Origin of the sequence: Eudoraea adriatica DSM 19308 (assembly GCF_000382125.1) — a bacterium.
In the GTDB taxonomy this organism is placed as follows: domain Bacteria; phylum Bacteroidota; class Bacteroidia; order Flavobacteriales; family Flavobacteriaceae; genus Eudoraea; species Eudoraea adriatica.
Genome location: NZ_KB907546.1, coordinates 684,137 through 705,843 on the forward strand (window position 1 = coordinate 684,137; position 21,707 = coordinate 705,843).

A 21,707-nucleotide genomic window follows, 5' to 3' on the forward strand; every position below is an offset into this window, starting at 1 on the left:
GAATTGTTCATTACTTTCTTGTCATTCTTGCCATATAAAATCCGTCAAATCCGCTTTCGGACGCATAAATGTTCACCTCTTTTTCCAGTGAGAAATCTTTTCCCTCATCAGAATCTAAAAATTGTTTCACCTGCTCTTTATTCTCCTGAGGCAAAATAGAACAGGTAACATAGACAAGTTTTCCTTTTTCTTTGACCATTTTGCTGTAAGTCCTCAATATTTCCTGCTGAACTTTTGTAATCTTAGTCAGAAATTCTGGCTGTAATTTCCATTTTGCATCCGGATTGCGTCTCAGTACCCCCAGACCAGTGCAAGGTGCATCGATAAGCACTCTATCTGCACTGGAATATAATTTTTTGTAGACTTTACTACTACTAATAAGCCTGGTTTCAATATTATGTGCCCCGGCCCTTTTGGCTCTTCGCTTTAGTTCCTTTAATTTATTTCCATAGATATCAAGTGCAATCAGTTGGCCTTTATTTTGCATAAGAGCGGACAAATGCAATGTTTTACCACCTGCTCCGGCACATGCATCTATTACCCGTAATCCCGGTTCTGCCTGTGTAAAAGTTCCAACCTTTTGAGACGAGGCATCCTGGACTTCAAAAAGGCCATCACCGAAAGCCTTGGTTTTAAACACATTAGTTCGTTCTTTTAGCACTAGGGCATCCGCATAACCCTCAATCGGTTCTGTCTCAATGCCCTCATCGATTAGAATAGTCCTTAATTTTGGTTTAGTTGTTTTAAGCGTATTGGTCCTTAGTATTACCTGTGCCTGCTTGTTCAATGCGGCAATTTCCTTTGTCCATAACTCCTCACCCAAGGAATCTGCCCCCAAATCATCTATCCAGTCCGGAATTGACTCTCTGTATTTTCTTATTTTGGAAAGTTCATCGAACCTTCCTTTAATTCGTCTGGCCGGGGTGTGTTCGATTTGTTTCCAATCCGGTAATTGAATACCCCTAAGCACAGCCCATACAGCAAACAGTCGGAATAGGTTTGGTCTGGAATAGGGAGCATTTACTTCCGCAATTTCTGAATAAAGTCGTTTCCAGCGGACTATATCATAGGTGGTTTCTGCAATAAAACCTCTGTCTCTTGATCCCCAGCGCTTGTCATGCTTCAAAGTTTTTTCTACTACCTTATCGGCATATTCTCCTTCATTAAATATTAGGTTAAGGGCATCTACTACTGCAAACACCAAATTTCTATGTAACCGCATCTGTAAAAATTAGACGGTAAAGGTATTGCTTTTTTCTATCGGACTAAAACCGGGTTTTATTCCTACATTTACGCATGCGCTATCTTTTCTTAATTATCATTTTATTTATAGTTTATTCCTGCAGTCATGCTGTTAAAAAGCCCAATTTTACAGAAGTTAAGGTTGAAGTACTTTATGAGGATTCGCTGAGTATACGAGCTATAGAACTTATGAATGGTAGTTTAGGTTTTGCCGCCAACAAAGGTGTTTTTGGTACAATTGACCTTCAAACAAAGACCGTAAGGACAAATATCCAAAAGTATGACTCTCTTCTTCCTGAATTTCGTGCAATAGCACATACCTCTACGGATTTTTTTATGCTCTCAGTTGCAAACCCTGCACTATTATATAAAACAGGAGATAAGGGAAGTATGGAACTGGTTTATACAGAAGAAGGAGAGGATGTTTTTTATGATTCCATGGCTTTTTGGAATGATAAAGAGGGTATAGCCATAGGAGATAGCATGGCCGGTTGTCTTTCTATTATTATTACCAGAGATGGGGGTTATAGCTGGAATAAGCTTTCTTGCACCCAATTGCCAGAGGCGCCTGATGGGGAAGGGGCTTTTGCTGCAAGTAATACGAATATTGTCGTTCAGGGAAATAAAGCATGGATAGGAACCACCCGGGCACGTGTATATTATACCAGTGATAAAGGTTTATCCTGGGAGGTATTTCAAACCCCGATTCGCAGTGAGAAACCTACTCAGGGAATATATTCGATGGATTTTTATGATAGCTCCCTGGGAATTGCCATCGGAGGGGATTATACTGATCCTGAGAAAAACATAGCTAATAAGGCAATCAGTCATGACGGGGGCAAAAGCTGGCAGCTTCTCGCTAATAATCAGGATCCCGGCTATAAGAGTTGCATTCAGTTTGTTCCTGATTCTGAAGGGAAAGGTATTGTAGCTGTAGGATTCACGGGAATATCATATTCCAACGATATGGGGATAAATTGGAAGACCCTTTCAAACGAAGGGTTTTATACCATGCGATTCCAGAATGACTCTGTGGCCTATGCAGCAGGAAGAAACCGCATTGCCAGACTTACTTTCAAATAAAAAGGGAAGCTAAAGAACTTCCCTATTTATTCACCAACAACCTAACCACTTCTAGTGGTAACCAAATCAAAACTATCCTAACTATACATTCACTACGATATAGTTGCGCCCTTTTTTCTTATAATAAACGCCATTGTGCGTATAATACTTCTTACCACTATATACAACTACTTTATTTCCAACCGGAAGTTTTCTCAACTTAATTCCAACAGGAGCCGCACACACAACATATTTTCTCCCCCTTGCTTTGTACCATACTCCATTGGAAAAATGAAAATTTACGCCTTTGTGTACCACAAGTCGGGGTTGGTATAATGTGGTAACAACGGTACCATGTCTGGGATAAACTTTAACAGTACGCTGAGCAGTTACGGCTGAAGTTGCACCAACTAATAAAATTGTGATTACTACTAGTTTTAAACTTTGCATAGCTTCTTTTTTTATTGATTATATAGCTAAGACTTCCAATTAAAGAAAAGGTTTAATTGAAGATTAATTTTCTATTAAAAAACAGGGGATTATAGGAATAAAAAGGTTTCAATCTTGATTTTATGCATAAAAAAAGGAAACCAAAAGGTTTCCTCAAGAATCCAATATGTCTTAATAATTCATCCCCCTCCCTGACGCCTTTGCTGAATTTGTCGCAACAATCGTTTCTTAAAATCTTCTTCCGCTTTAATTAACAGAAAGGTTTTTTTGGGTGAAATAACCTCACGAATATTGGATAAGAATTCAACATTGAGCTCCTGTTTCTGTTTCTCTAACTCAATTAGTTGATCTAAGAGTTTATTTGCATCTGAGTCGCTCAAGTTCTCAAAATCCATCATCTTGCTCCTGATATCCATACGTTCCTTTCTGCGAATTTGAGCCAATGCTTCCTCATGCTCATTGTAAACCGGCCAGAACATAGTCGCTTCATTGCTTGTCAGACCTACGCGTTCTGTTATAAATGCAACTTTAAGGGATTTAATTTTATCCATTCCCGGCCTGCCCTGACCCGAAACTATTGTAACTGTAAGCAAGAGCGTTGCAAATACCCATATTTTGCCGAATTTATTCATGGATCTCCAAATTTAATTCATCAATATCGTCAATGTTATCCTCCAGGTAATTAATGATGTTTTCATCATCGAGTTCAGTACCAAGAATATCGTTTACCTCCAATTCATCCGTCAGTAGCACTTCCGCCAATTCATAACTGCTTAATCCCGGTTCATTTTCTTCAAGGTAATTTTCAATGTCTGTTCGGGTCAGGTCATCGAAAGTAAAACTATCCTCATCCTTTGGTTGTATGCTAAAAACCAGTATCAAAATTGCGGCTACTGAGGCGGCTGCATAAAAGTATTTCCTGTACGGTTTGAGCCTTATGACTTTTGATTCTTTATCAGTTACCTTTTCCAGGATCTTTTTATTCAGATTATCAAAATAGCCTTCCGGGACTTCAAAACCGGCCTCATTGGGAAAACCTGAAGTCTCTTCTGAGATTTTATCCAATAAGTCATCCGTAATACCTTTAAAGTATCCTTTTGGTATCTTGAATCCGCTATTTTTACTTTTTTTACCCATCCTTATTGTTTGACTTCAAATGTCATAAAAGGTTTAATATACCAAGCGTGTAATCATTTTACTTTTAAATATTAATTCACTTTAAAACTAAATATATTAAATAAGCATTATTTCTTTTATTCTTCTCCTTTTAAACTGGCTTCAATTTTTTTTACCGCCAAATGATAAGAAGCTTTTAATCCACCTATCGAGGTTTCCAGGATCTCTGAAATTTCGTCGTACTTTAGTTCTTCAAAATATTTCATATTAAAAACTAACTTTTGTTTTTCCGGCAATAGTGCAATTGCCTTTTGTAACTTCAATTGTATTTCATCTCCTTCAAAGTACACATCTGCCTGCAAATTATCAACCATTCTTTCCTGTAATTCGTCATTACTAACACCTAATTTCTTCGACTTTGCTTTAAGAAATGTGAGTGCTTCATTGGTCGCAATCCTGTACATCCAGGAGTATAACTTACTACCTCCTTTAAATTTATCAATATTTCTAAAGATCTTAATAAAAGTATTTTGCAACACATCATCCGTATCGTCATGATTGAGGACAATTCGCCTGATATGCCAGTAAAGACGCTCTTTGTACGTATTAATCAGCACCTCAAAGGCCTTGGCCCTGGTGTCTTTCTGTTTTAAATTTTCTATTAAGGTTTCTTCGGCGATCAAAGCAAATACTTATTTATTTAAGACTGCGTCGAAACAAAAAGGTTTAATTAAATTTAAAATTTAAATTACACCCAACGTTTGCATATCTACCAGGTTTTTATAAACACCACTTGTTTTAAGCAGTTCTTTATGCGACCCAAGCTCTACGATCTTGCCTTTTTGCAGTACTACAATAGTATCTGCATTTTGTATAGTGGATAATCTGTGCGCGATAACAATAGATGTACGGTTGCGCATCATTTTTTCCAGTGCATCTTGCACCAACCGCTCGCTTTCTGTATCGAGGGCAGAAGTGGCCTCATCCATAATCATAATAGGAGGATTCTTTAAAACGGCTCTTGCAATGGAGAGACGTTGTTTCTGCCCCCCGCTTAGCTTATTGCCGCCATCTCCAATATTAGAGTCATAACCCAGGGGCAATTCCATAATAAAGTCATGTGCATTTGCAATTTTGGCGGCAGCTTCTATTTCTTCATCACTGGCATTTTCCTTTCCAAGGCGAATATTGTTTTTTACCGAATCATTGAACAGGATGGAATCTTGTGTAACCAGACCAATAAGATTTCTCAGTGATTTTTTAGTGAGGTCCTTAATATCTGTATTGTCTATTTTAATTGCACCTTCATTTATATCATAAAATCTCGTTACCAGATTGGCAATAGTACTCTTGCCACTTCCGGACTGGCCTACCAAAGCCACAGTACTGCCTTTTGGAACATATAGACTGAATTTATCCAATACATATTCATCCTCATATTTAAATGCAATGTTTTCAATGGCTATTCCCTTGTTAAAATCAGTTTTGGCTATAGCATCTTTTTTCTCTGCTATTGGGTTCTTTTTTTCCAGAATTTCTAAAATTCTTTCTGCTGCGGCATTTCCTTTTTTAACCCCATACAACGCTTTGCTAATTTGCTTGGCCGGAGTAAGTATGTTATATGCCAGTCCCATATAGGCAATAAATTCTGATGCACCCAAAGTTTTATCAATAAGCACCATTTTGCCTCCAAACCATAAAAGCACGCCTATTACAAGAATGCCCAAAAATTCCCCCGTAGGCGATGCCAGATTTTGTCTGTTGAGTAATTTGTTGGAATATTTGAAAAAGCGTTCCGTAGAATTTTTAAATGTTCCGTAAAATTTGGATTCTGCATTAAATGCTTTAATAATCCTTAGTCCACCTAAAGTTTCTTCAATTATGGAAAGGAATTCACCTTGCTCTTTTTGCACCTTATCTGAACTCTTTTTTAGAGACTTTCCTATGCGCGAAATTATCATACCTGCAATTGGAATAAAAATAAATACAAAGAGGGTGAGCTTAACGCTAATTATAAACATGACACTAATTGTGAACAGTATCGTAAGTGGTTCTCTTACGATTAACTCAAGAATAGATAGAAATGAATATTGAATTTCAAGAACATCAGAAGAAATCCGAGCCATGACATCGCCTTTTCTTTTCTCTGAATAATAGGAGAGGGGAAGGTCTACAATTTTTTGATACATGCTGTTTCTTACATCTTTCAGGACTCCATTTCTCAGAAATGTAATAAAATACATGGCCAGATAATTAAACAGATTCTTTAAGAGAAAGAGTATCAGCACTAATCCAATTACCAAAACAAGGCCACTCATTTCATCATCCCCGGAAAACTCAGTTACCCTGTAATTCAAATATTCCTGAAGGTAGTTTTTTAGGTCTCCGAACTCGCTGTAGACAGGAGCCTGATATACTTTTTTGGTCTTGTCGAAAAGCACATCCAGCATTGGAATAAGCGCTGCAAAGGAAAGGGCACTAAATAGCGCATAGAGAATATTAAAAAAAATATTTAAGAAGCCGTACCTGCGATACGGTATGGCAAAACGCAGGATTTTTTTAAAATATTCCATTAATGAAGCTTCAGTTCTTTAAGAATCTCATCTATTTTTGCTTCCATTTCCATATCTACTTTTTTAAAGTTTTCGGCAGCATCCAGTTTTGTATTTATACTAAAGTAAAATTTAATTTTTGGTTCAGTACCACTTGGTCTGGCCGCCATTCTGGTTCCATCTTCTGCAGTATATATTAATACATTGGATTTTGGGATATCAATTTCTGTTACTTCCCCTGTGACCAGATTCTTAGAAGTAGACGAATTATAGTCATCCACTTTAACTACTTTAGCCCCTCCAATGGATTTTACCGGATTCTCTTTAAATTCAATCATCATTTTCTTTATCTCTTCTGCCCCGCTCATTCCTTTTTTAGTAATAGAAATCAACCTTTCTTTGTAGAAACCATAGGTAACGTAGCAATCAATGAGCTGTTTATAAAAAGAGCTGCCATTGGCTTTGGCCTCCGCGGCAATTTCGCAGGCCAGCAATGTGGCAGTAACTGCGTCTTTATCTCTTACAAAATCACCTACCATATAACCAAAGCTCTCTTCGCCTCCGCCAACAAAGTGTTGTTCCGGAAAATCTTTTATCATCTTGGCAATCCATTTAAAGCCGGTTAATGATGTTTTGCATTCCACGCCATAGCTCTTGGCCAATTCATTCATCATAGGAGTAGAAACTATAGTGGTGGCAATAAATTCGTTGCCTGTAAATCCTTGTTTTTCTCTCTGATCCAATAAAAATTTAGTCATCAGGAACATGGTTTGATTTCCATTTAACAATTCCATTTTGCCAGCAGGGTTTCTTACGGCAATGCCTAACCTGTCGCTGTCCGGATCTGTTCCAACCACCATGTCAGCTCCTATTTCTTCTGCTTTTTTCATTGCCAGGGTCAGCGCTTCAGGTTCTTCCGGATTAGGAGATTTTACTGTGGGAAAATCGCCATCCGGTTCGGCTTGTTCTTTAATAATCGTAACATTGTTATAGCCGGCTCGTTTAAGAACTTCAGGGATAACGGTAATGGAAGTTCCATGCAATGACGTAAAGACAATTTTAAAATTGTCCTTCTCTTTGGCATTAAAGCTTCCATTTTTCACAGATGCCTGTATAAAAGCTTCATCAACTTCTTTATCTATTAATTCAATCAGGCTGGAGTTGGCATTAAAATTAATTTCTTCGTAATTCAGCCGGTTAATTTCTTCAATGATTTCATTGTCCTGAGGAGGCACGATTTGCCCGCCATCCGTCCAATAAACCTTATAGCCATTGTATTCAGGAGGATTGTGTGATGCGGTTAAAACTATTCCTGCATGGCAGTTTAAGTATCTTACCGCAAAGGAAAGTTCAGGTGTTGTCCGCAACTGCGAGAAAAGAAATACTTTTATTCCGTTCGCTGATAAGACATCGGCAACAGTCCTGGCAAGGGTATCGCTGTTATGTCTGCAGTCATATGCAATTACCACTTTTAATTCTTCACCCGGATAAACCCTTTTCAGGTAGTTGCTTAGTCCCTGGGTGCTTTTGCCTAAAGTATATTTGTTTATTCTATTTGTGCCAACTCCCATGATGCCTCTCATGCCCCCTGTGCCAAATTCCATATTTTTATAAAACCTGTCCTTCAGTTCTTCCGGATCATTAGCTATAAGATGTTGTATTTCTTTTCTGACCTCCGGATCAAAAAAGTCGCTTTGCCACGCTTTGGCATTAGAAAGAATGTCGTCCATTTGAATGGATTTTTCGGTTGAAAATTTAAAATTACGAAGAATATCTGTTTTAAGGACTTGAAAGATTCAATTCTTCCGAAATGGTATAGCGTTGTACATTTACTCTTGATCGAACCATTATTTCTCCGAGAAACCCGGCAAGAAAAAATTGGGTTCCGATGATCATTGCAGTAAGTGAAACATAAAATTGTGGTCGTTCGGAGAGCAAGCGCCCCAAAGGGTTGATAAAAAGCTTGTCAATCCCGAGATAAAGGGCAAATCCAAAGCCAATAATAAACATAAGTACACCCAAAGCCCCGAACAGGTGCATTGGGCGCTTACCAAATTTTGAAACAAACCAGATAGTAATTAAGTCTAATAACCCATGAATAAAACGTTCTGGTCCAAATTTCGTCTTCCCGTATTTACGAGCCTGATGTTTAACTACTTTCTCACCTATATTGGAATATCCGGCATTTTTTGCCAGTACAGGTATATACCGATGCATTTCTCCCGAGACCTCAATATTTTTAACGACATCGTTTCTGAAGGCTTTCAGGCCACAGTTGAAATCATGTAATTTAACTTTTGATGTTATTCTTGCTGCCCAATTAAATAGTTTGGATGGCATGTTCTTGAAGATCAGTGAGTCATATCTTATTTTTTTCCAACCCGAAATGAGGTCGAAACCGTCATTCAAAATAAGATGATACATTTCTGGTATTTCCTCCGGATTGTCCTGCAGATCAGCATCCATTGTTATAATCACATCGCCCTTGGCCTCTTTAAACCCTGCATGAAGGGCCTGAGATTTTCCGAAATTTTTATGAAATCGTATGCCTTTTACATTCGTATCTTGTTGTGCTAACTTTTCAATTACTTTCCAGGAATGGTCCGTGCTGCCGTCGTCTATAAATAAGATCTCATATGAAAACTGGTTGGATTCCATGACGCGGGCGATCCAATCATGGAGCTCTTCTAAAGACTCTTCTTCATTAAGTAAGGGAATAACTATAGATAGGTTCATTGACTTCTAAGGGAAATTCCTGTCAAAAGTACGACTTTTAATAATTAATAATCGGGTTTTGCTTTTTTCAATATTAAACCACCAATTAATCCTATAATCAAACCGGTAATGATATTAAATATTAAAATGATCGGATAAGAAATCCAAAAATAATTTATGGTACCGTCATACTGCTGTTGTAATTGCGCATCAGTCATTACACCTGCTGCCTCACCGGCGGCTTTTTGATTTTCCGCTATTTTAACCGTAAATTCCGGATCCAACACGTTGGCCAGAAACATTGTATATAAAACTGCTATAATACCTGAGACGAGCGCAATTCCTGCTCCCAGTTTCAGCGCCTCGCCCAATGCGAGGAACCCGCCATTGGCTTTTCTGAAACTAACAATACCCCAGATAATTACACCTACCATAATAATTATGCTGATTACAGTATTGCTTGGGTCCTGAGAGGTGTGGGCATCCATTGAGTACAGCATAATAGCAAAAACTACACTAATTGCCCCAAGGATCAGGCCGAAGTTCAAGGAATACTTTCCGGTTTTAGGTTGACTTTCTTCCATTTTTAAATGATTTAGTTGATTTAATTAGTTAGTTGTTTCAGTTCGAATTTTGTTACATTTAAAGATACAATTTTTAAGAGTTCTTTTTTTGGGAAATTAAAATTGTTGTTTCTGAGAAAATTAATTAAATTTGCACGCTTAAAATTCAGAAGTTTAAAAGAAGATAAAATGAAAAAAGGTATACATCCGGATAATTACAGATTGGTAGCATTCAAAGACATGTCTAATGACGATGTATTTATTACCAAATCTACAGCAGCTACAAAGGAGACTTTAGAAGTTGAGGGTGTGGAATACCCACTGGTTAAACTAGAAATTTCAAGAACCTCTCATCCATTCTACACAGGAAAAGCTAAATTGGTAGATACAGCAGGTAGAATAGACAAATTTAAGAGCAAATATAAAAAGTTCAAGAAGGAGGTAAAACCATCGACACCGGAGGCTAAGGATGCCAAGACTGGTACTGAAGAAAAGTAGACTTTTTAAAATTCGATATAAAGATGCGCCTCCGATTGCTATCGGGGGCGTTATTTTTTTATTTTTATTTAAAATTTGAATAGATGAATTACATTCTTTTTGACGACGAGGTCAGGAATTCGTTATTGCCTTTTACATTTACCAGACCTGTTGCAGATATTAGATTTGGTATTCTTACGATTAGAGAAAAATGGGAGAAGTACCTGAATACCTCTATCAGTACAAAGACAGAAAAATACCTCTCTAAAAAATTCCCAATGATTACGGAGAGCGCAAATGTTCTGCTAAATGCTTCTTTCTGCCCTACCAAAGAACTTGTGTCGCTGATACTTAGTTTAAAAAAGAACGAAGCAGTTTATAAAGAAGATAATTTAATCGCCTATTTCTCGGAAAATACCCAGGAAGAAGTTGATTTTTCGGACTATAAAAAAATTAATTTTGAGGGAGATTTATTGAGGGTTAAAAATACCTGGGATATTTTTTCCAAGAATGGTATTGCTCTACAGGATGATTTTGAACATATCACAAGAGGAAGGCAAAGTGCCCCCATTTCTGTTACCAACCATTTGATAAACCCGGAAAATATTTTTCTTGAAGAGGGTGCCCGGGTAGAATACAGCATTTTAAATGCCACGGAGGGGCCAATATACCTGGGTAAGGACTCCGAAGTTATGGAAGGAAACCTGATTCGCGGTGCCTTTGCTTTATGTGAAAAAGCCGTGGTAAAAATGGGAGCTAAGATCTATGGGCCAACCACAGTTGGTCCTTACGGCAAAGTATGTGGAGAAATAAATAATTCGGTAATTTTTGGCTATTCAAGCAAAGGGCATGATGGTTACCTGGGAAATTCTGTTTTAGGTGAATGGTGCAATATTGGGGCAGATTCCAACAATTCAAATTTAAAAAATAATTATGCTAAAGTTCGGTTATGGAATTACGCCACCGAGCGGTTTGAGCATACAGGACTTCAATTTTGTGGCCTTATGATGGGTGATCATAGCAAAACAGCAATTAATACTATGTTCAATACCGGAACCGTAATAGGAGTTAATGCAAATATCTATGTCCCGGGTTTTCCGAGAAATTTTGTACCCAGTTTTAGTTGGGGTGGCGCTTCCGGGTTTACTACTTATCTGCCAAAGAAAGCGTATGAAGCTGCGGAAGTAATGATGGCAAGAAGGGGTGTTATATTTGATGCAGAGGAGGCAGAAATCCTTAACCATGTTTTTGAGTTGACCAGAAAGTACCGGAATTACTGACCAACAATCCCCGGAAATATTTACAGCAATCAATACAAAGCCATGTAAACCAGGGCAGTGGTTTCTAAACCGCTATCGCTTAAATGATTGCATTAAATTTTGATATCTTTGCCAACGCTAATTTAGTATCATAGGTTTTAATGAGGAAGAGAGTAGCATTTTACACACTGGGATGTAAACTGAATTTTTCGGAAACTTCAACAATTGCAAGGAGTTTTGACAGTAAAGGATATGATCGCGTGGATTTTAAGGATCGTGCAGATATGTATGTCATAAATACCTGTTCGGTTACAGAGAATGCGGATAAACGCTTTAAAACGCTAGTAAGGCAAGCCCAAAAAACAAATCCGGATGCTTTTGTTACAGCCATAGGTTGTTATGCCCAATTAAAGCCGCAAGAGCTTGCAGAGATTCATGGTGTGGACCTGGTTTTAGGTGCTTCAGAAAAGTTTAAGATATTAGACTATGTCAATGATCTTTCTAAGAATGATTTTGGTGTTGTTCATTCCTGTGAAATTGATGAAGTGGATTTCTATGTTGGAAGTTATGCTGTTGGCGACAGAACCCGAGGTTTTTTAAAGGTCCAGGATGGTTGCGATTATAAATGTACGTATTGTACTATCCCTCTTGCCAGGGGTATATCAAGAAGTGATACCCTTGAAAATGTATTGAAAAATGCTAAAGAAATTTCAGAACAAGGCATAAAGGAGATTGTACTTACCGGTGTAAATATTGGGGATTATGGCAAAGGAGAATTCGGGAATAAAAAACATAAACATACTTTTTTTGACCTTGTAAAAGCATTGGATAAGGTTGAGGGTATTCACAGGCTTCGAATTTCATCTATTGAACCTAACCTCCTCAAAAATGAAACCATAGACTTTGTTGCCGGCAGTACTTCTTTCGTACCGCATTTTCACATCCCTTTGCAGAGTGGGAGTGATGAACTTCTAAAGAAAATGAAAAGGCGATACCTTACCGATCTCTATGTGGATAGGGTAAACAGGATCAGGAAAGTGATGCCTGATGCCTGTATAGGGGTAGATGTTATTGTGGGATTTCCCGGTGAAACGGATAAACACTTTTTAGAAACATATAACTTCCTGAATGGCCTGGAGATATCCTATTTGCATGTTTTTACATATTCAGAACGAGATGGTACTGAAGCAGCCGGGATGTCTCAGGTTGTGCCAAAAAATGTACGGAGTAAGCGAAGCAAAATGCTACGGGGCCTTTCTGTTAAAAAACGAAGGTCATTTTATGAGAGCCAACTTGGAAAGAAAAAAACTGTATTGTTCGAGAGTGAAAATAAAGAGGGTTATATCTATGGATTTACCGAAAACTACATAAAAGTAAAAGCACCATGGAATCCTGATTTGGTAAATACCTTACACGAGGTGACTCTTGTTGAAATATATGAAGACGGCTTGGTGCAGATAAGTTTTGTGCCAAATGATGTTATGGCATAAAAAAACCTCCGGAAGGAGGTTCGTAAATTTTCAGATCCGGATGCCTACCGGGAGCATTTCCTTATATTGTCTGTTCTTTCGTAAAAAACCTGCAATTTGAGGACTTGTTGGAACGACTCTGAGATTTTGTTCCTGTATTAGATTTAGAACCGATTTAATAAATTCTTCTTTAAAACCTTCTTGCGATATTTCTTCAGGAATAACCAATTTGGTTAAAAAGACTTTTCTTTCCTGAGAAGAGTATTCAATTTTGGCAAGATGACCATCAACCCTAGTTTCAAATTGACGTAAGAAACTATTATCCTTAATTGCTACTTCATTCATATAGTTTGATTTAAAATGGTTTCAGATAAAAAAATTACGATCTTGCATTAATCGTAATTATCTATAATGTTAGCCAAAGATTAATTAACCAAGCGGCCGTGGTAATTTAACATTCAGCGTACAAAATTAAGGAAAAATTTGCTAATTTCCTAGTAAAATCAAGAGATAAGACTAAATGGGTGCAACAAAAATTCCAGTTTATTTCATGCCGGGAATGGCAGCCAGTTCTGGTATTTTTAAAAATATTGAATTAGATAAAGAAAGATTTGAAATGCATCTGTTGGAGTGGTTTGTTCCTGAATACGGGATTACTTTTGAGGCTTATGCTAATCAAATGTGCATGCAAATTAAACACGAACGGCCGGTACTTATAGGGGTTTCCCTGGGTGGAATGCTTGTTCAGGAAATGGCAAAACTAATAGAAACAAAAAAAGTTATTATAATCTCAAGTGTCAAACAAAAATCAGAATTGCCTAAACGTCTGATATTTGCCAAATACACTAAAATCCACAAATTGTTGCCAACCGGTCTGGTAAATAATGTTGAACTTTTGGTTAAATATGCTTTTGGGGTGCCAATTAAAAACCGGTTGAAATTATATGAACAGTACCTGGCTGTTCGTGATAAATATTACATTGATTGGTGCATAGATAAGATAGTTCATTGGAATCAAAGTAGTTATGATCCAAATTTAATTCATATTCATGGCGATAATGATGTGGTATTTCCTATTCAATATATTAAGGATTGTCATATAGTTCCAAAAGGAACACATACCATGATCATTCACAGATATAAATGGTTTAATGAACGATTGCCCACAATTATTTTGGAATAACGGAGTTGTATTTTATACCTTTGATAGGTCACTAAATAAAATATTATGAGCATAATAAAAAATATACTGATGATTTTAGGGGTTGTTTTTGTAATAAGCACCTTAATTTTTGCCGTGCAACAAGGAGATACTATTGGTGATGAGTATCAAGGGAACGACCCTCAAACAAAAGATAAAAATGTTTCCAGTGCGTATCGAATTTCTGCTATTGAAATTCCGGAAGATTTAAATTTTGCCAACGAAAAAGTACCGCAGGAAGACCCTGAGATATTGGAAAGAGTGGACAGGGAATTTTTGGTAAACACCTATTGGCAATCAAATGCTCTGCTGCTTATGAAGCGCGCACATAAATATTTTCCCGTTATTGAACCCATACTTTCCAAAAATGGTATTCCTGATGATTTTAAATATTTGGCAGTAGCTGAGAGTGGTTTGCAAAATGTAGTATCTCATGCCGGCGCAACCGGATTTTGGCAAATTATGAAGGCTACGGGTCGTGAATATGGTTTGGAAATAAATGATAATGTTGATGAGCGCTATCACCTGGAAAAATCTACAGAAGTGGCTTGCAGGTACTTACAGAAATACAAAGATAAATACGGTAGCTGGACCCTGGCTGCAGCAGCTTATAATGCCGGGCCTGGCTCTATAAACAAGTTTATGGGGATACAACAGGCTAATGATTATTATGATTTGCTTTTAGGGCAGGAAACAGGTCGCTATGTTTTTCGGATACTTGCAATAAAGGAAATACTCAGTAATCCTGCAAAATACGGATTTGAAATTGAAAGTGATGATCTTTATAATGCAGTGCCAACATTTAATGTCGTTGTTGATGAGCCAGTGCAGAATTTTGCAGATTTTGCGCAGCAATATGAAATAAATTATAAAATTCTCAAACGTCATAATCCCTGGTTAAGGGAACCTCATCTTAATAATGCTTCGGGAAAAACCTATACTTTGGAAATTCCTAATAAGGGATATTATAAAGTATCAAAGTAAGCCCTTAGATTTTTTTCATTTGCTGCTGCATCATTTTAATCTGATCAGTAAGCATATTATTCTTATCAAGTTTTTTGGCTTCCTGCAGTAGTGTTGTAGCTTCCCTCTTGCGCCTTTTCTGCATGGCAATACCTGCCAGACTAAGTTTTGCCATAGCAACATCATAATCCATGTTTAAGCCTAACTTAAGTGCTTTTCTAAAATATTTCTCGGCCTGCGTTAGATTTTTTTGAGAAAATATAATTCCGAATAAGTAATTGTAATAGCCCTGCTGTTTTGTTGTGAGTGAAGATTCGGGATTTTTTATTTTTAATAACCATTTTTCCGTTCCGGTCATATCCTGCTTCCGCATTCTAAGGAATGCAAGGAGAATAAATTCATTCCTGAAATAGAGAAAAATAAAAATTGAAGAAAGTAATATCAGAAAAATACCGTTCCCAATATTCCCTTCTATAAATTGATACACAGCGTAGGCAATGATAAGACCTGCAATAACCAGTTTAATATTTTTGTTGAACATATTTAGATTTCTATTTTTTCGTAATTATTTGTAGATTTTATAGTTGTTGGAACTTCTATATTGCCTCTCTATTTCTTGTACGATAAATGCCAGATTACCCAAAAAATAACGCATCGGTAAGAAGCTAAATTAACAAACAGGATATTCTTTTCAACTTTTAATGCAAGAATTTTTGAGTTCCGGCAAAAGTAATAAAACTATCCGAAATATTTTTTTAAATCCATTTGTCAAAGCAAAAACTCTTCGTATATTTGCGCCCAGATTTTGGTAAGCCAAAGTAAAAAAAGCAGTAATGAAAAGAACATTTCAACCATCCAAGCGTAAGAGGAGAAACAAACATGGATTCAGGGAGCGCATGGCTTCAGTAAGCGGACGTAAAGTTCTTTCGAGAAGAAGAGCTAAAGGAAGAAAAAAACTTAGTGTATCTTCAGAGCCGAGACATAAAAAATAATGATTGAATTTTTTAAAATAAACAGGTGTTACTTTTTAAAAGTAGCACCTTTTTTTTATTCAATAAGTAATATTAAATCTTAAAAAACAAAGTAATGCCAAAACGCAAGGATTTAAAATCAATACTAATAATTGGGTCCGGACCAATAATAATAGGACAAGCATGTGAATTTGATTATTCCGGATCTCAGGCGCTTCGTTCTCTTAGAGAAGATGGTATTGAGACGGTCTTAATTAATAGTAACCCCGCTACAATTATGACAGATCCTTCAATGGCAGATCATATATATTTACTTCCCCTGAATACAAAGTCTATTGTTAAGGTATTAAAAAAGCATCCAACTATTGATGCTGTCTTGCCAACTATGGGTGGACAAACGGCCCTGAATTTGTGCATTGAAGCAGGAGATAAAGGTATTTGGGATGACTTTGGAATTGAAATTATAGGCGTGGATATAGATGCCATAAACATAACGGAAGACAGGGAGAAATTCCGTGAGTTAATGCTTAAAATAGGCATAGGAATGGCACCTCAATCTACTGCCACTTCTTTCCTGGAGGGAAAGGAGATTGCCCAGGAATTTGGATTTCCTCTGGTTATAAGGGCCTCATATACCCTTGGCGGCGCAGGAGCCTCTATTGTTTACAAACCGGAGGATTTTGATGAGCTATTGAGTCGCGGGCTGGAAATATCTCCCATACATGAGGTTATGATTGATAAGGCTCTTATGGGATGGAAAGAGTACGAACTTGAATTACTGCGCGATAAGAATGATAATGTCGTCATTATTTGTACCATTGAAAATATGGATCCTATGGGGATCCATACCGGAGACTCCATTACGGTGGCACCGGCCATGACCCTATCAGATCGTACTTTTCAAAGAATGCGGGATATGGCAATACACATGATGCGAAGCATTGGGGATTTTGCCGGAGGATGTAATGTGCAATTTGCGGTTAGCCCGGATGAAAAAGAAGATATTATTGCCATTGAAATCAACCCGAGGGTTTCCAGATCATCGGCCCTGGCCTCTAAAGCCACGGGATATCCTATTGCCAAAATTGCCGCAAAATTAGCCATTGGATATTCATTGGACGAATTGGAAAATCAGATTACAAAATCTACTTCCGCATTATTTGAACCTACACTGGATTATGTGATCGTTAAAATACCGAGATGGAACTTTGATAAGTTTGAAGGATCAGACCGAACCCTTGGGCTGCAGATGAAATCGGTAGGAGAAGTAATGGGAATAGGAAGATCTTTCCAGGAAGCGTTGCACAAAGCTACTCAGTCCCTTGAAATTAAACGAAATGGTCTCGGGGCAGATGGTAAAGGTTACAAAAACTATGACCAGATTATAAGTAAACTTACCATTCCGAGCTGGGACAGGGTTTTTGTGATTTATGATGCGATACAATTAGGGATACCTTTAAGCAGAATACATGAAATTACAAAGATAGATATGTGGTTCTTAAAACAATACGAAGAACTGCACTTCTTGGAAAAGGAAATTTCAAAATATACCATTGAAAGCCTTCCCAGGGAATTGCTTCTGGAAGGCAAACAGAAAGGTTTTGCAGATAGACAAATAGCCCATATGCTTGACTGTTATGAAAGTGAAGTACATAAGAAAAGGGTAGCTCTGAAGATTAACCGGGTTTATAAATTGGTTGATACCTGTGCAGCTGAATTTAAAGCGATGACCCCATATTACTATTCTACTTTTGAAGAGGAAATTGAAACCCCGGATGGGCAAAGGTTTGTATCAAACGACAGTGTTGTTACGGATCGTAAAAAAATTGTTGTGCTGGGATCAGGGCCGAACAGAATAGGGCAGGGAATTGAATTTGATTATTGCTGCGTTCATGGCGTTCTTGCTGCTGCGGAATGCGGTTATGAAACCATCATGATAAATTGTAACCCGGAAACCGTATCTACTGACTTTGATACTGCCGATAAGTTATATTTTGAACCCGTATTTTGGGAACATATCTACGACATTATACGGCATGAGAACCCTGAGGGTGTAATTGTCCAGTTAGGTGGACAGACGGCTCTAAAATTGGCAGAAAAGCTAGACAAATACGGCATTAAAATTATAGGTACCAGTTTTGAGTCTTTAGATCTTGCGGAGGACAGGGGAAGTTTTTCCACATTATTGCAGGAAAACAATATTCCATATCCTGAATTTGGGGTGGCAGAAAGCGCAGAAGAAGCCCTGGATTTAGCCGATGAACTAAATTTCCCTTTATTGGTAAGACCTTCCTATGTATTGGGAGGACAAGGAATGAAAATAGTAATCAATAAAGAAGAGTTGGAAGAACACGTGGTAGATTTGCTGCGAAAAATACCAAACAACAAACTTTTACTTGATCATTATCTGGATGGGGCCATTGAAGCCGAAGCAGATGCCATTTGTGATGGCAAGGAGGTATATATTATTGGGATAATGGAGCATATAGAACCCTGTGGGATACATTCGGGTGATTCTAATGCTACCTTACCTCCATTTAATTTAGGCGAATTTGTGATGCAGCAAATTAAGGATCATACCAAAAAAATTGCCCTGGCCTTGAATACCGTTGGTTTAATCAATATTCAGTTTGCCATAAAGGATGACATGGTCTATATTATTGAGGCAAATCCGAGGGCTTCGCGAACGGTTCCATTCATAGCCAAGGCTTATGGAGAACCTTATGTGAATTATGCTACAAAGGTAATGTTGGGAGAAAAAAAGATAAGTGATTTTAACTTTAATCCTAAACTGGAAGGCTTTGCCATTAAGCAACCTGTTTTTTCATTCAATAAATTTCCGAATGTAAACAAAAATCTGGGGCCTGAAATGAAAAGCACTGGAGAAAGTATCTTGTTTATAGATAGTCTGAAAGATGACGAATTCTACGAACTTTACTCTAAGCGTAAGATGTATTTGAGCAAATAGGCCGCAATTGCCGCTTTCTCAAATGTTTGGTAAATGTTTGCATTTAGGGCTTTTCTTCTGTTAATTTTATACTCCTTTTTTGAATGCCGTAGGCCCTTGAAGGATTAACTGAAATTAAAAGATTAATGTCCTCCTCGGTAAATCCTTTTGACCTGAGTATTGGAAGCAGGGTTTTGAAGATAGGGGTATAGGGTTTAATTTCCTGTTTATTTTTCTGAGGATCATACCAACCGGCATCGTGTGATATAAGAATCTGATCCAAGAATCCGTTTCTTTTGGCGTATACCAGTTTTTCAACATGTTTGTCTATTTCCCACCCTAAGCCATCAAGGCTTATCCAACACCCTTTTTTAGCCGCTTTCAGAAAAATAGGTTCCTGCGTTTCAGCTTGAGCGTGGACCCAGATAAATGCACTAGTTGCGACCCCCTGTTCTTCAAGAATCTCCAGTTGTGGCCATAGTGAAACCGCCTTTCCAGTATGTGAGGCAATCGTCAAACCACTTTTTAGGTGGCATAGGGCTGCAGCTTTGACCAGCTTTTTGTGCATGGGACTGAGTGAATCTGAATTATCGACACTTATTTTAATAAAGCCGGGTTTCATGGTGGTGCCATCAATTCCTTTTTCAAATTCCCCGAGCCATTTCTCTGCCAGCTCTTCCGCAGTATTATTCTTTGCATATTCCGGGATAAACTTATTTTTCTGAGCTCCATAAAGTCCGGTATTCGTAATTATTTTTATACCGGTTTTCTCAGCAAGTTCCTTTAGAAGGTGTACATCCCTGCCGAGGAATTGGGGGGTGGCATCCACAAAGTACTTTACATCAAAGTCCTTAAGCTCCAAAAGAAAGGGAAGTACCTGCTCTACAACCTCGGACTTGTTCCATGAACCTGGATTAATACTGTCTGCACCAATAAAATCGACCAAAATGTGCTCATGGGATAACCAAATTTCTCCTGGTTTTACTGCATTCAAGCCGTTAATATCCTGTACGAGTACAGGTTCGTTTTGGGCCATTCCGATTGCGACTATCCAAAGGAATGAATAAAGACAAAGGGATTTTGTTAGCTGTAGTTTCATTTCATGGCTAAATTTGTTCTGTATTTTTTCATGGACACAAATATGCTTTCACAAAATTAACTCCAGTCCGTATGAAAGATTCCCTCCCTGTCTGTCCGTTCGTAGGTGTGTGATCCAAAATAATCTCGCTGGGCCTGGATTAGATTTAAAGGTAGCCTCGCTGAAGTATACGCATCAAAATAACTAAGTGAATTGAATAGTCCCGGCATGGGAATTCCATTATTTGCTGCTAATGTCACTAATTCTCTTGCAGCACCTGCAGTATTCTTTATTTTTTCTTCAAAGGCTGGTGACAAAAGCAAATTGGTTAATCCCGTGTCCTCCTCATAGGCATTGGCAATATCTTCCAAAAGCGTAGCCCTGATAATACAGCCGGCTCTCCATATCTTCGCTATTCCTGCTAATTTAAGCTCATAGCCATATTCATTTGAAGCCGCTTTTAATTGATGCATTCCCTGGGCATACGTCAGAATAAATGCAAAATACAGGGCTTTTTCGGCAATTGTGATTAGCTTTTCCTTTTCAGGAAAGTTTATAGAACCCCGGTCATACCTCGTTGCAGCTAACATCCTTTCTTGTTTAAGAGCAGAAATCTCACGCATGCTAACCGAAACATCTATGGTTGGAATCGGGATTCCTATATCCATGGCATTTTGGGAAGTCCATTTACCTGTACCTTTTTGCCTGGCTTTGTCCAAAATTTTATCTACTAACATACCTTGCCCAAAAGGGTCTTCTTTCTCAAATATTTCTGCACTTATTTCTACCAAAAAGGATTGCAACCGCCCTCTATTCCATTCGGAATATACTTCATGTAATTCCGCATTGTTCAGTGGACCACCCTTTTGCAACAGGTCATAAAACTCTGCAGTTAGTTGCATCAGGCCATACTCTATGCCATTGTGAACCATTTTTACATAGTTGCCTGCAGATTTTGGCCCCATATATGCCACACAGGGCTCACCATTAAATTTGGCGGCCACTGCTTCAAAAATCGGCTGCACCTCTTTATACGCCTTGCTGGAACCTCCTGGCATTATACTTGGGCCATTTCTTGCGCCTTCTGCGCCCCCTGAAACACCGGCACCAAAAAAATTAATCCCCTTCGATTGTAAATAGGCTTCTCTGCGGTCTGTATCTGTAAAAAATGAATTGCCCCCGTCAATTATAATATCATTCGCCGATAAATGGGGCAATAAACTTTCAATAACAGCGTCTACAATCTTCCCGGCCGGCACCAGTAACATAATTTTACGGGGTAATGACAAGGCATTGACAAAAGTGCTTATGTCTCCGGATGCATTTACCTTTGAGATGTCACCGCCTTCTTTTATGAGCGAACTGACTTTATCGGGATCAAGATCATAGCCAAAGGCCTTATAATTGTTGTCGGCAACATTTAAAATAAAATTACGACCCATCACACCGAGGCCAACAAGTCCGAAATCATAGGTGTTATTTTGCATAAGTATGAATTAAAATGTTTTTTCGACTTAAGGTTGACAGAATAATTTACTTCTATTGAAAAAGCAAATAAATTTTATCTTAGCCAAAGGCGAGATTCAAAAATAAATTAAATTATCTTATATAAGAGCAATTGGAATTTTCTCCGAGGGTATAA

Annotated in this window: 21 protein-coding genes; 8 read left to right on the forward strand and 13 right to left on the reverse strand. The window is 37.9% G+C overall.

What is annotated here, in order from left to right:
• Positions 1-10: 10 nt before the first annotated feature.
• Positions 11-1,222, reverse strand: coding sequence for an RsmB/NOP family class I SAM-dependent RNA methyltransferase (locus G504_RS0103265; protein ID WP_019668708.1), 1,212 nt, complete (start codon positions 1,220-1,222; stop codon positions 11-13).
• 74 nt (positions 1,223-1,296) lie between these two features.
• Here G504_RS0103265 and G504_RS0103270 point away from each other — a divergent pair, with 74 nt between their 5' ends.
• Positions 1,297-2,325 (forward strand): WD40/YVTN/BNR-like repeat-containing protein, encoded by a 1,029-nt coding sequence (locus G504_RS0103270; protein ID WP_019668709.1) that lies wholly within the window; start codon positions 1,297-1,299, stop codon positions 2,323-2,325.
• An 81-nt stretch (positions 2,326-2,406) separates the two neighbouring features.
• Here G504_RS0103270 and G504_RS0103275 read toward each other — a convergent pair whose 3' ends face one another.
• The 8 genes from G504_RS0103275 to G504_RS0103310 all read right to left on the reverse strand — a co-directional run bounded on the left by G504_RS0103275 (position 2,407) and on the right by G504_RS0103310 (position 9,721).
• Entirely contained in the window at positions 2,407-2,754 is a 348-nt protein-coding gene (locus G504_RS0103275; protein ID WP_019668710.1) for a DUF6515 family protein, read from the reverse strand.
• A 179-nt stretch (positions 2,755-2,933) separates the two neighbouring features.
• The gene (locus tag G504_RS0103280; protein WP_019668711.1) at positions 2,934-3,386 is read right to left on the reverse strand and encodes a hypothetical protein; all 453 of its coding nucleotides are present in this window, start codon (positions 3,384-3,386) and stop codon (positions 2,934-2,936) included.
• Positions 3,379-3,891 (reverse strand): hypothetical protein, encoded by a 513-nt coding sequence (locus G504_RS0103285; RefSeq protein ID WP_019668712.1) that lies wholly within the window; start codon positions 3,889-3,891, stop codon positions 3,379-3,381. Before G504_RS0103285 ends, G504_RS0103280 begins: the two co-directional genes overlap by 8 nt.
• A 116-nt stretch (positions 3,892-4,007) precedes the next feature.
• A complete protein-coding gene (locus G504_RS0103290; RefSeq protein WP_019668713.1) occupies positions 4,008-4,553 on the reverse strand; it encodes an RNA polymerase sigma factor in 546 nt (181 codons plus the stop codon).
• 60 nt (positions 4,554-4,613) lie between these two features.
• Positions 4,614-6,443 carry an ABC transporter ATP-binding protein gene (locus G504_RS0103295; RefSeq protein WP_019668714.1) on the reverse strand — a complete coding sequence of 610 codons (1,830 nt, stop codon included), beginning with the start codon at positions 6,441-6,443 and terminating at the stop codon, positions 4,614-4,616.
• On the reverse strand, positions 6,443-8,152 hold the full coding sequence (locus G504_RS0103300) for a phospho-sugar mutase (protein WP_019668715.1): 1,710 nt from the start codon (positions 8,150-8,152) through the stop codon (positions 6,443-6,445). Before G504_RS0103300 ends, G504_RS0103295 begins: the two co-directional genes overlap by 1 nt.
• Before the next feature lie 49 nt (positions 8,153-8,201).
• Positions 8,202-9,158 (reverse strand): glycosyltransferase family 2 protein, encoded by a 957-nt coding sequence (locus G504_RS0103305; RefSeq protein ID WP_019668716.1) that lies wholly within the window; start codon positions 9,156-9,158, stop codon positions 8,202-8,204.
• A gap of 44 nt (positions 9,159-9,202) precedes the next feature.
• Positions 9,203-9,721, reverse strand: coding sequence for a DUF4199 domain-containing protein (locus G504_RS0103310; RefSeq protein ID WP_019668717.1), 519 nt, complete (start codon positions 9,719-9,721; stop codon positions 9,203-9,205).
• A gap of 168 nt (positions 9,722-9,889) precedes the next feature.
• On the opposite strand from G504_RS0103310, the gene G504_RS18225 reads away from it, so the two are divergent.
• The 3 genes from G504_RS18225 (at position 9,890) to mtaB (ending at position 12,926) form a co-directional block, all read left to right on the forward strand.
• Positions 9,890-10,198 (forward strand): type B 50S ribosomal protein L31, encoded by a 309-nt coding sequence (locus tag G504_RS18225; RefSeq protein ID WP_040443769.1) that lies wholly within the window; start codon positions 9,890-9,892, stop codon positions 10,196-10,198.
• An 83-nt stretch (positions 10,199-10,281) separates the two neighbouring features.
• Positions 10,282-11,457 carry a GlmU family protein gene (locus tag G504_RS0103320; protein ID WP_019668719.1) on the forward strand — a complete coding sequence of 392 codons (1,176 nt, stop codon included), beginning with the start codon at positions 10,282-10,284 and terminating at the stop codon, positions 11,455-11,457.
• 140 nt (positions 11,458-11,597) lie between these two features.
• Positions 11,598-12,926, forward strand: a complete 1,329-nt coding sequence (gene mtaB / locus G504_RS0103325) for a tRNA (N(6)-L-threonylcarbamoyladenosine(37)-C(2))-methylthiotransferase MtaB (protein ID WP_019668720.1) — start codon at positions 11,598-11,600, stop codon at positions 12,924-12,926.
• 30 nt (positions 12,927-12,956) lie between these two features.
• Here the strand turns inward: mtaB and G504_RS0103330 are convergent, their stop codons facing one another.
• A complete protein-coding gene (locus G504_RS0103330) occupies positions 12,957-13,250 on the reverse strand; it encodes a GNAT family N-acetyltransferase (protein ID WP_019668721.1) in 294 nt (97 codons plus the stop codon).
• A gap of 175 nt (positions 13,251-13,425) precedes the next feature.
• Between G504_RS0103330 and G504_RS0103335 the strand changes: the two genes are divergently transcribed.
• Complete coding sequence (locus G504_RS0103335) at positions 13,426-14,088, forward strand: alpha/beta fold hydrolase (protein WP_019668722.1); 663 nt, start codon at positions 13,426-13,428, stop codon at positions 14,086-14,088.
• Positions 14,089-14,133: 45 nt separating this feature from the next.
• Positions 14,134-15,090 carry a lytic transglycosylase domain-containing protein gene (locus G504_RS0103340; protein ID WP_019668723.1) on the forward strand — a complete coding sequence of 319 codons (957 nt, stop codon included), beginning with the start codon at positions 14,134-14,136 and terminating at the stop codon, positions 15,088-15,090.
• Positions 15,091-15,094: 4 nt separating this feature from the next.
• Here the strand turns inward: G504_RS0103340 and G504_RS0103345 are convergent, their stop codons facing one another.
• The gene (locus G504_RS0103345) at positions 15,095-15,610 is read right to left on the reverse strand and encodes a membrane protein (RefSeq protein ID WP_019668724.1); all 516 of its coding nucleotides are present in this window, start codon (positions 15,608-15,610) and stop codon (positions 15,095-15,097) included.
• 292 nt (positions 15,611-15,902) lie between these two features.
• Here G504_RS0103345 and rpmH point away from each other — a divergent pair, with 292 nt between their 5' ends.
• Complete coding sequence (gene rpmH, locus G504_RS19415; protein WP_083930690.1) at positions 15,903-16,061, forward strand: 50S ribosomal protein L34; 159 nt, start codon at positions 15,903-15,905, stop codon at positions 16,059-16,061.
• Positions 16,062-16,155: 94 nt separating this feature from the next.
• Positions 16,156-19,008: a carbamoyl-phosphate synthase large subunit gene (gene carB / locus G504_RS0103350; protein WP_019668725.1), complete on the forward strand. Its 2,853-nt coding sequence runs from the start codon at positions 16,156-16,158 to the stop codon at positions 19,006-19,008.
• 43 nt (positions 19,009-19,051) lie between these two features.
• Here the strand turns inward: carB and G504_RS0103355 are convergent, their stop codons facing one another.
• Together G504_RS0103355 and gndA are read right to left on the reverse strand one after the other, a co-directional pair.
• Positions 19,052-20,086 (reverse strand): phosphotriesterase family protein, encoded by a 1,035-nt coding sequence (locus tag G504_RS0103355; protein WP_040443729.1) that lies wholly within the window; start codon positions 20,084-20,086, stop codon positions 19,052-19,054.
• Positions 20,087-20,142: 56 nt separating this feature from the next.
• Positions 20,143-21,552 (reverse strand): NADP-dependent phosphogluconate dehydrogenase, encoded by a 1,410-nt coding sequence (gndA, locus tag G504_RS0103360; protein ID WP_019668727.1) that lies wholly within the window; start codon positions 21,550-21,552, stop codon positions 20,143-20,145.
• Positions 21,553-21,707: the final 155 nt, after the last annotated feature.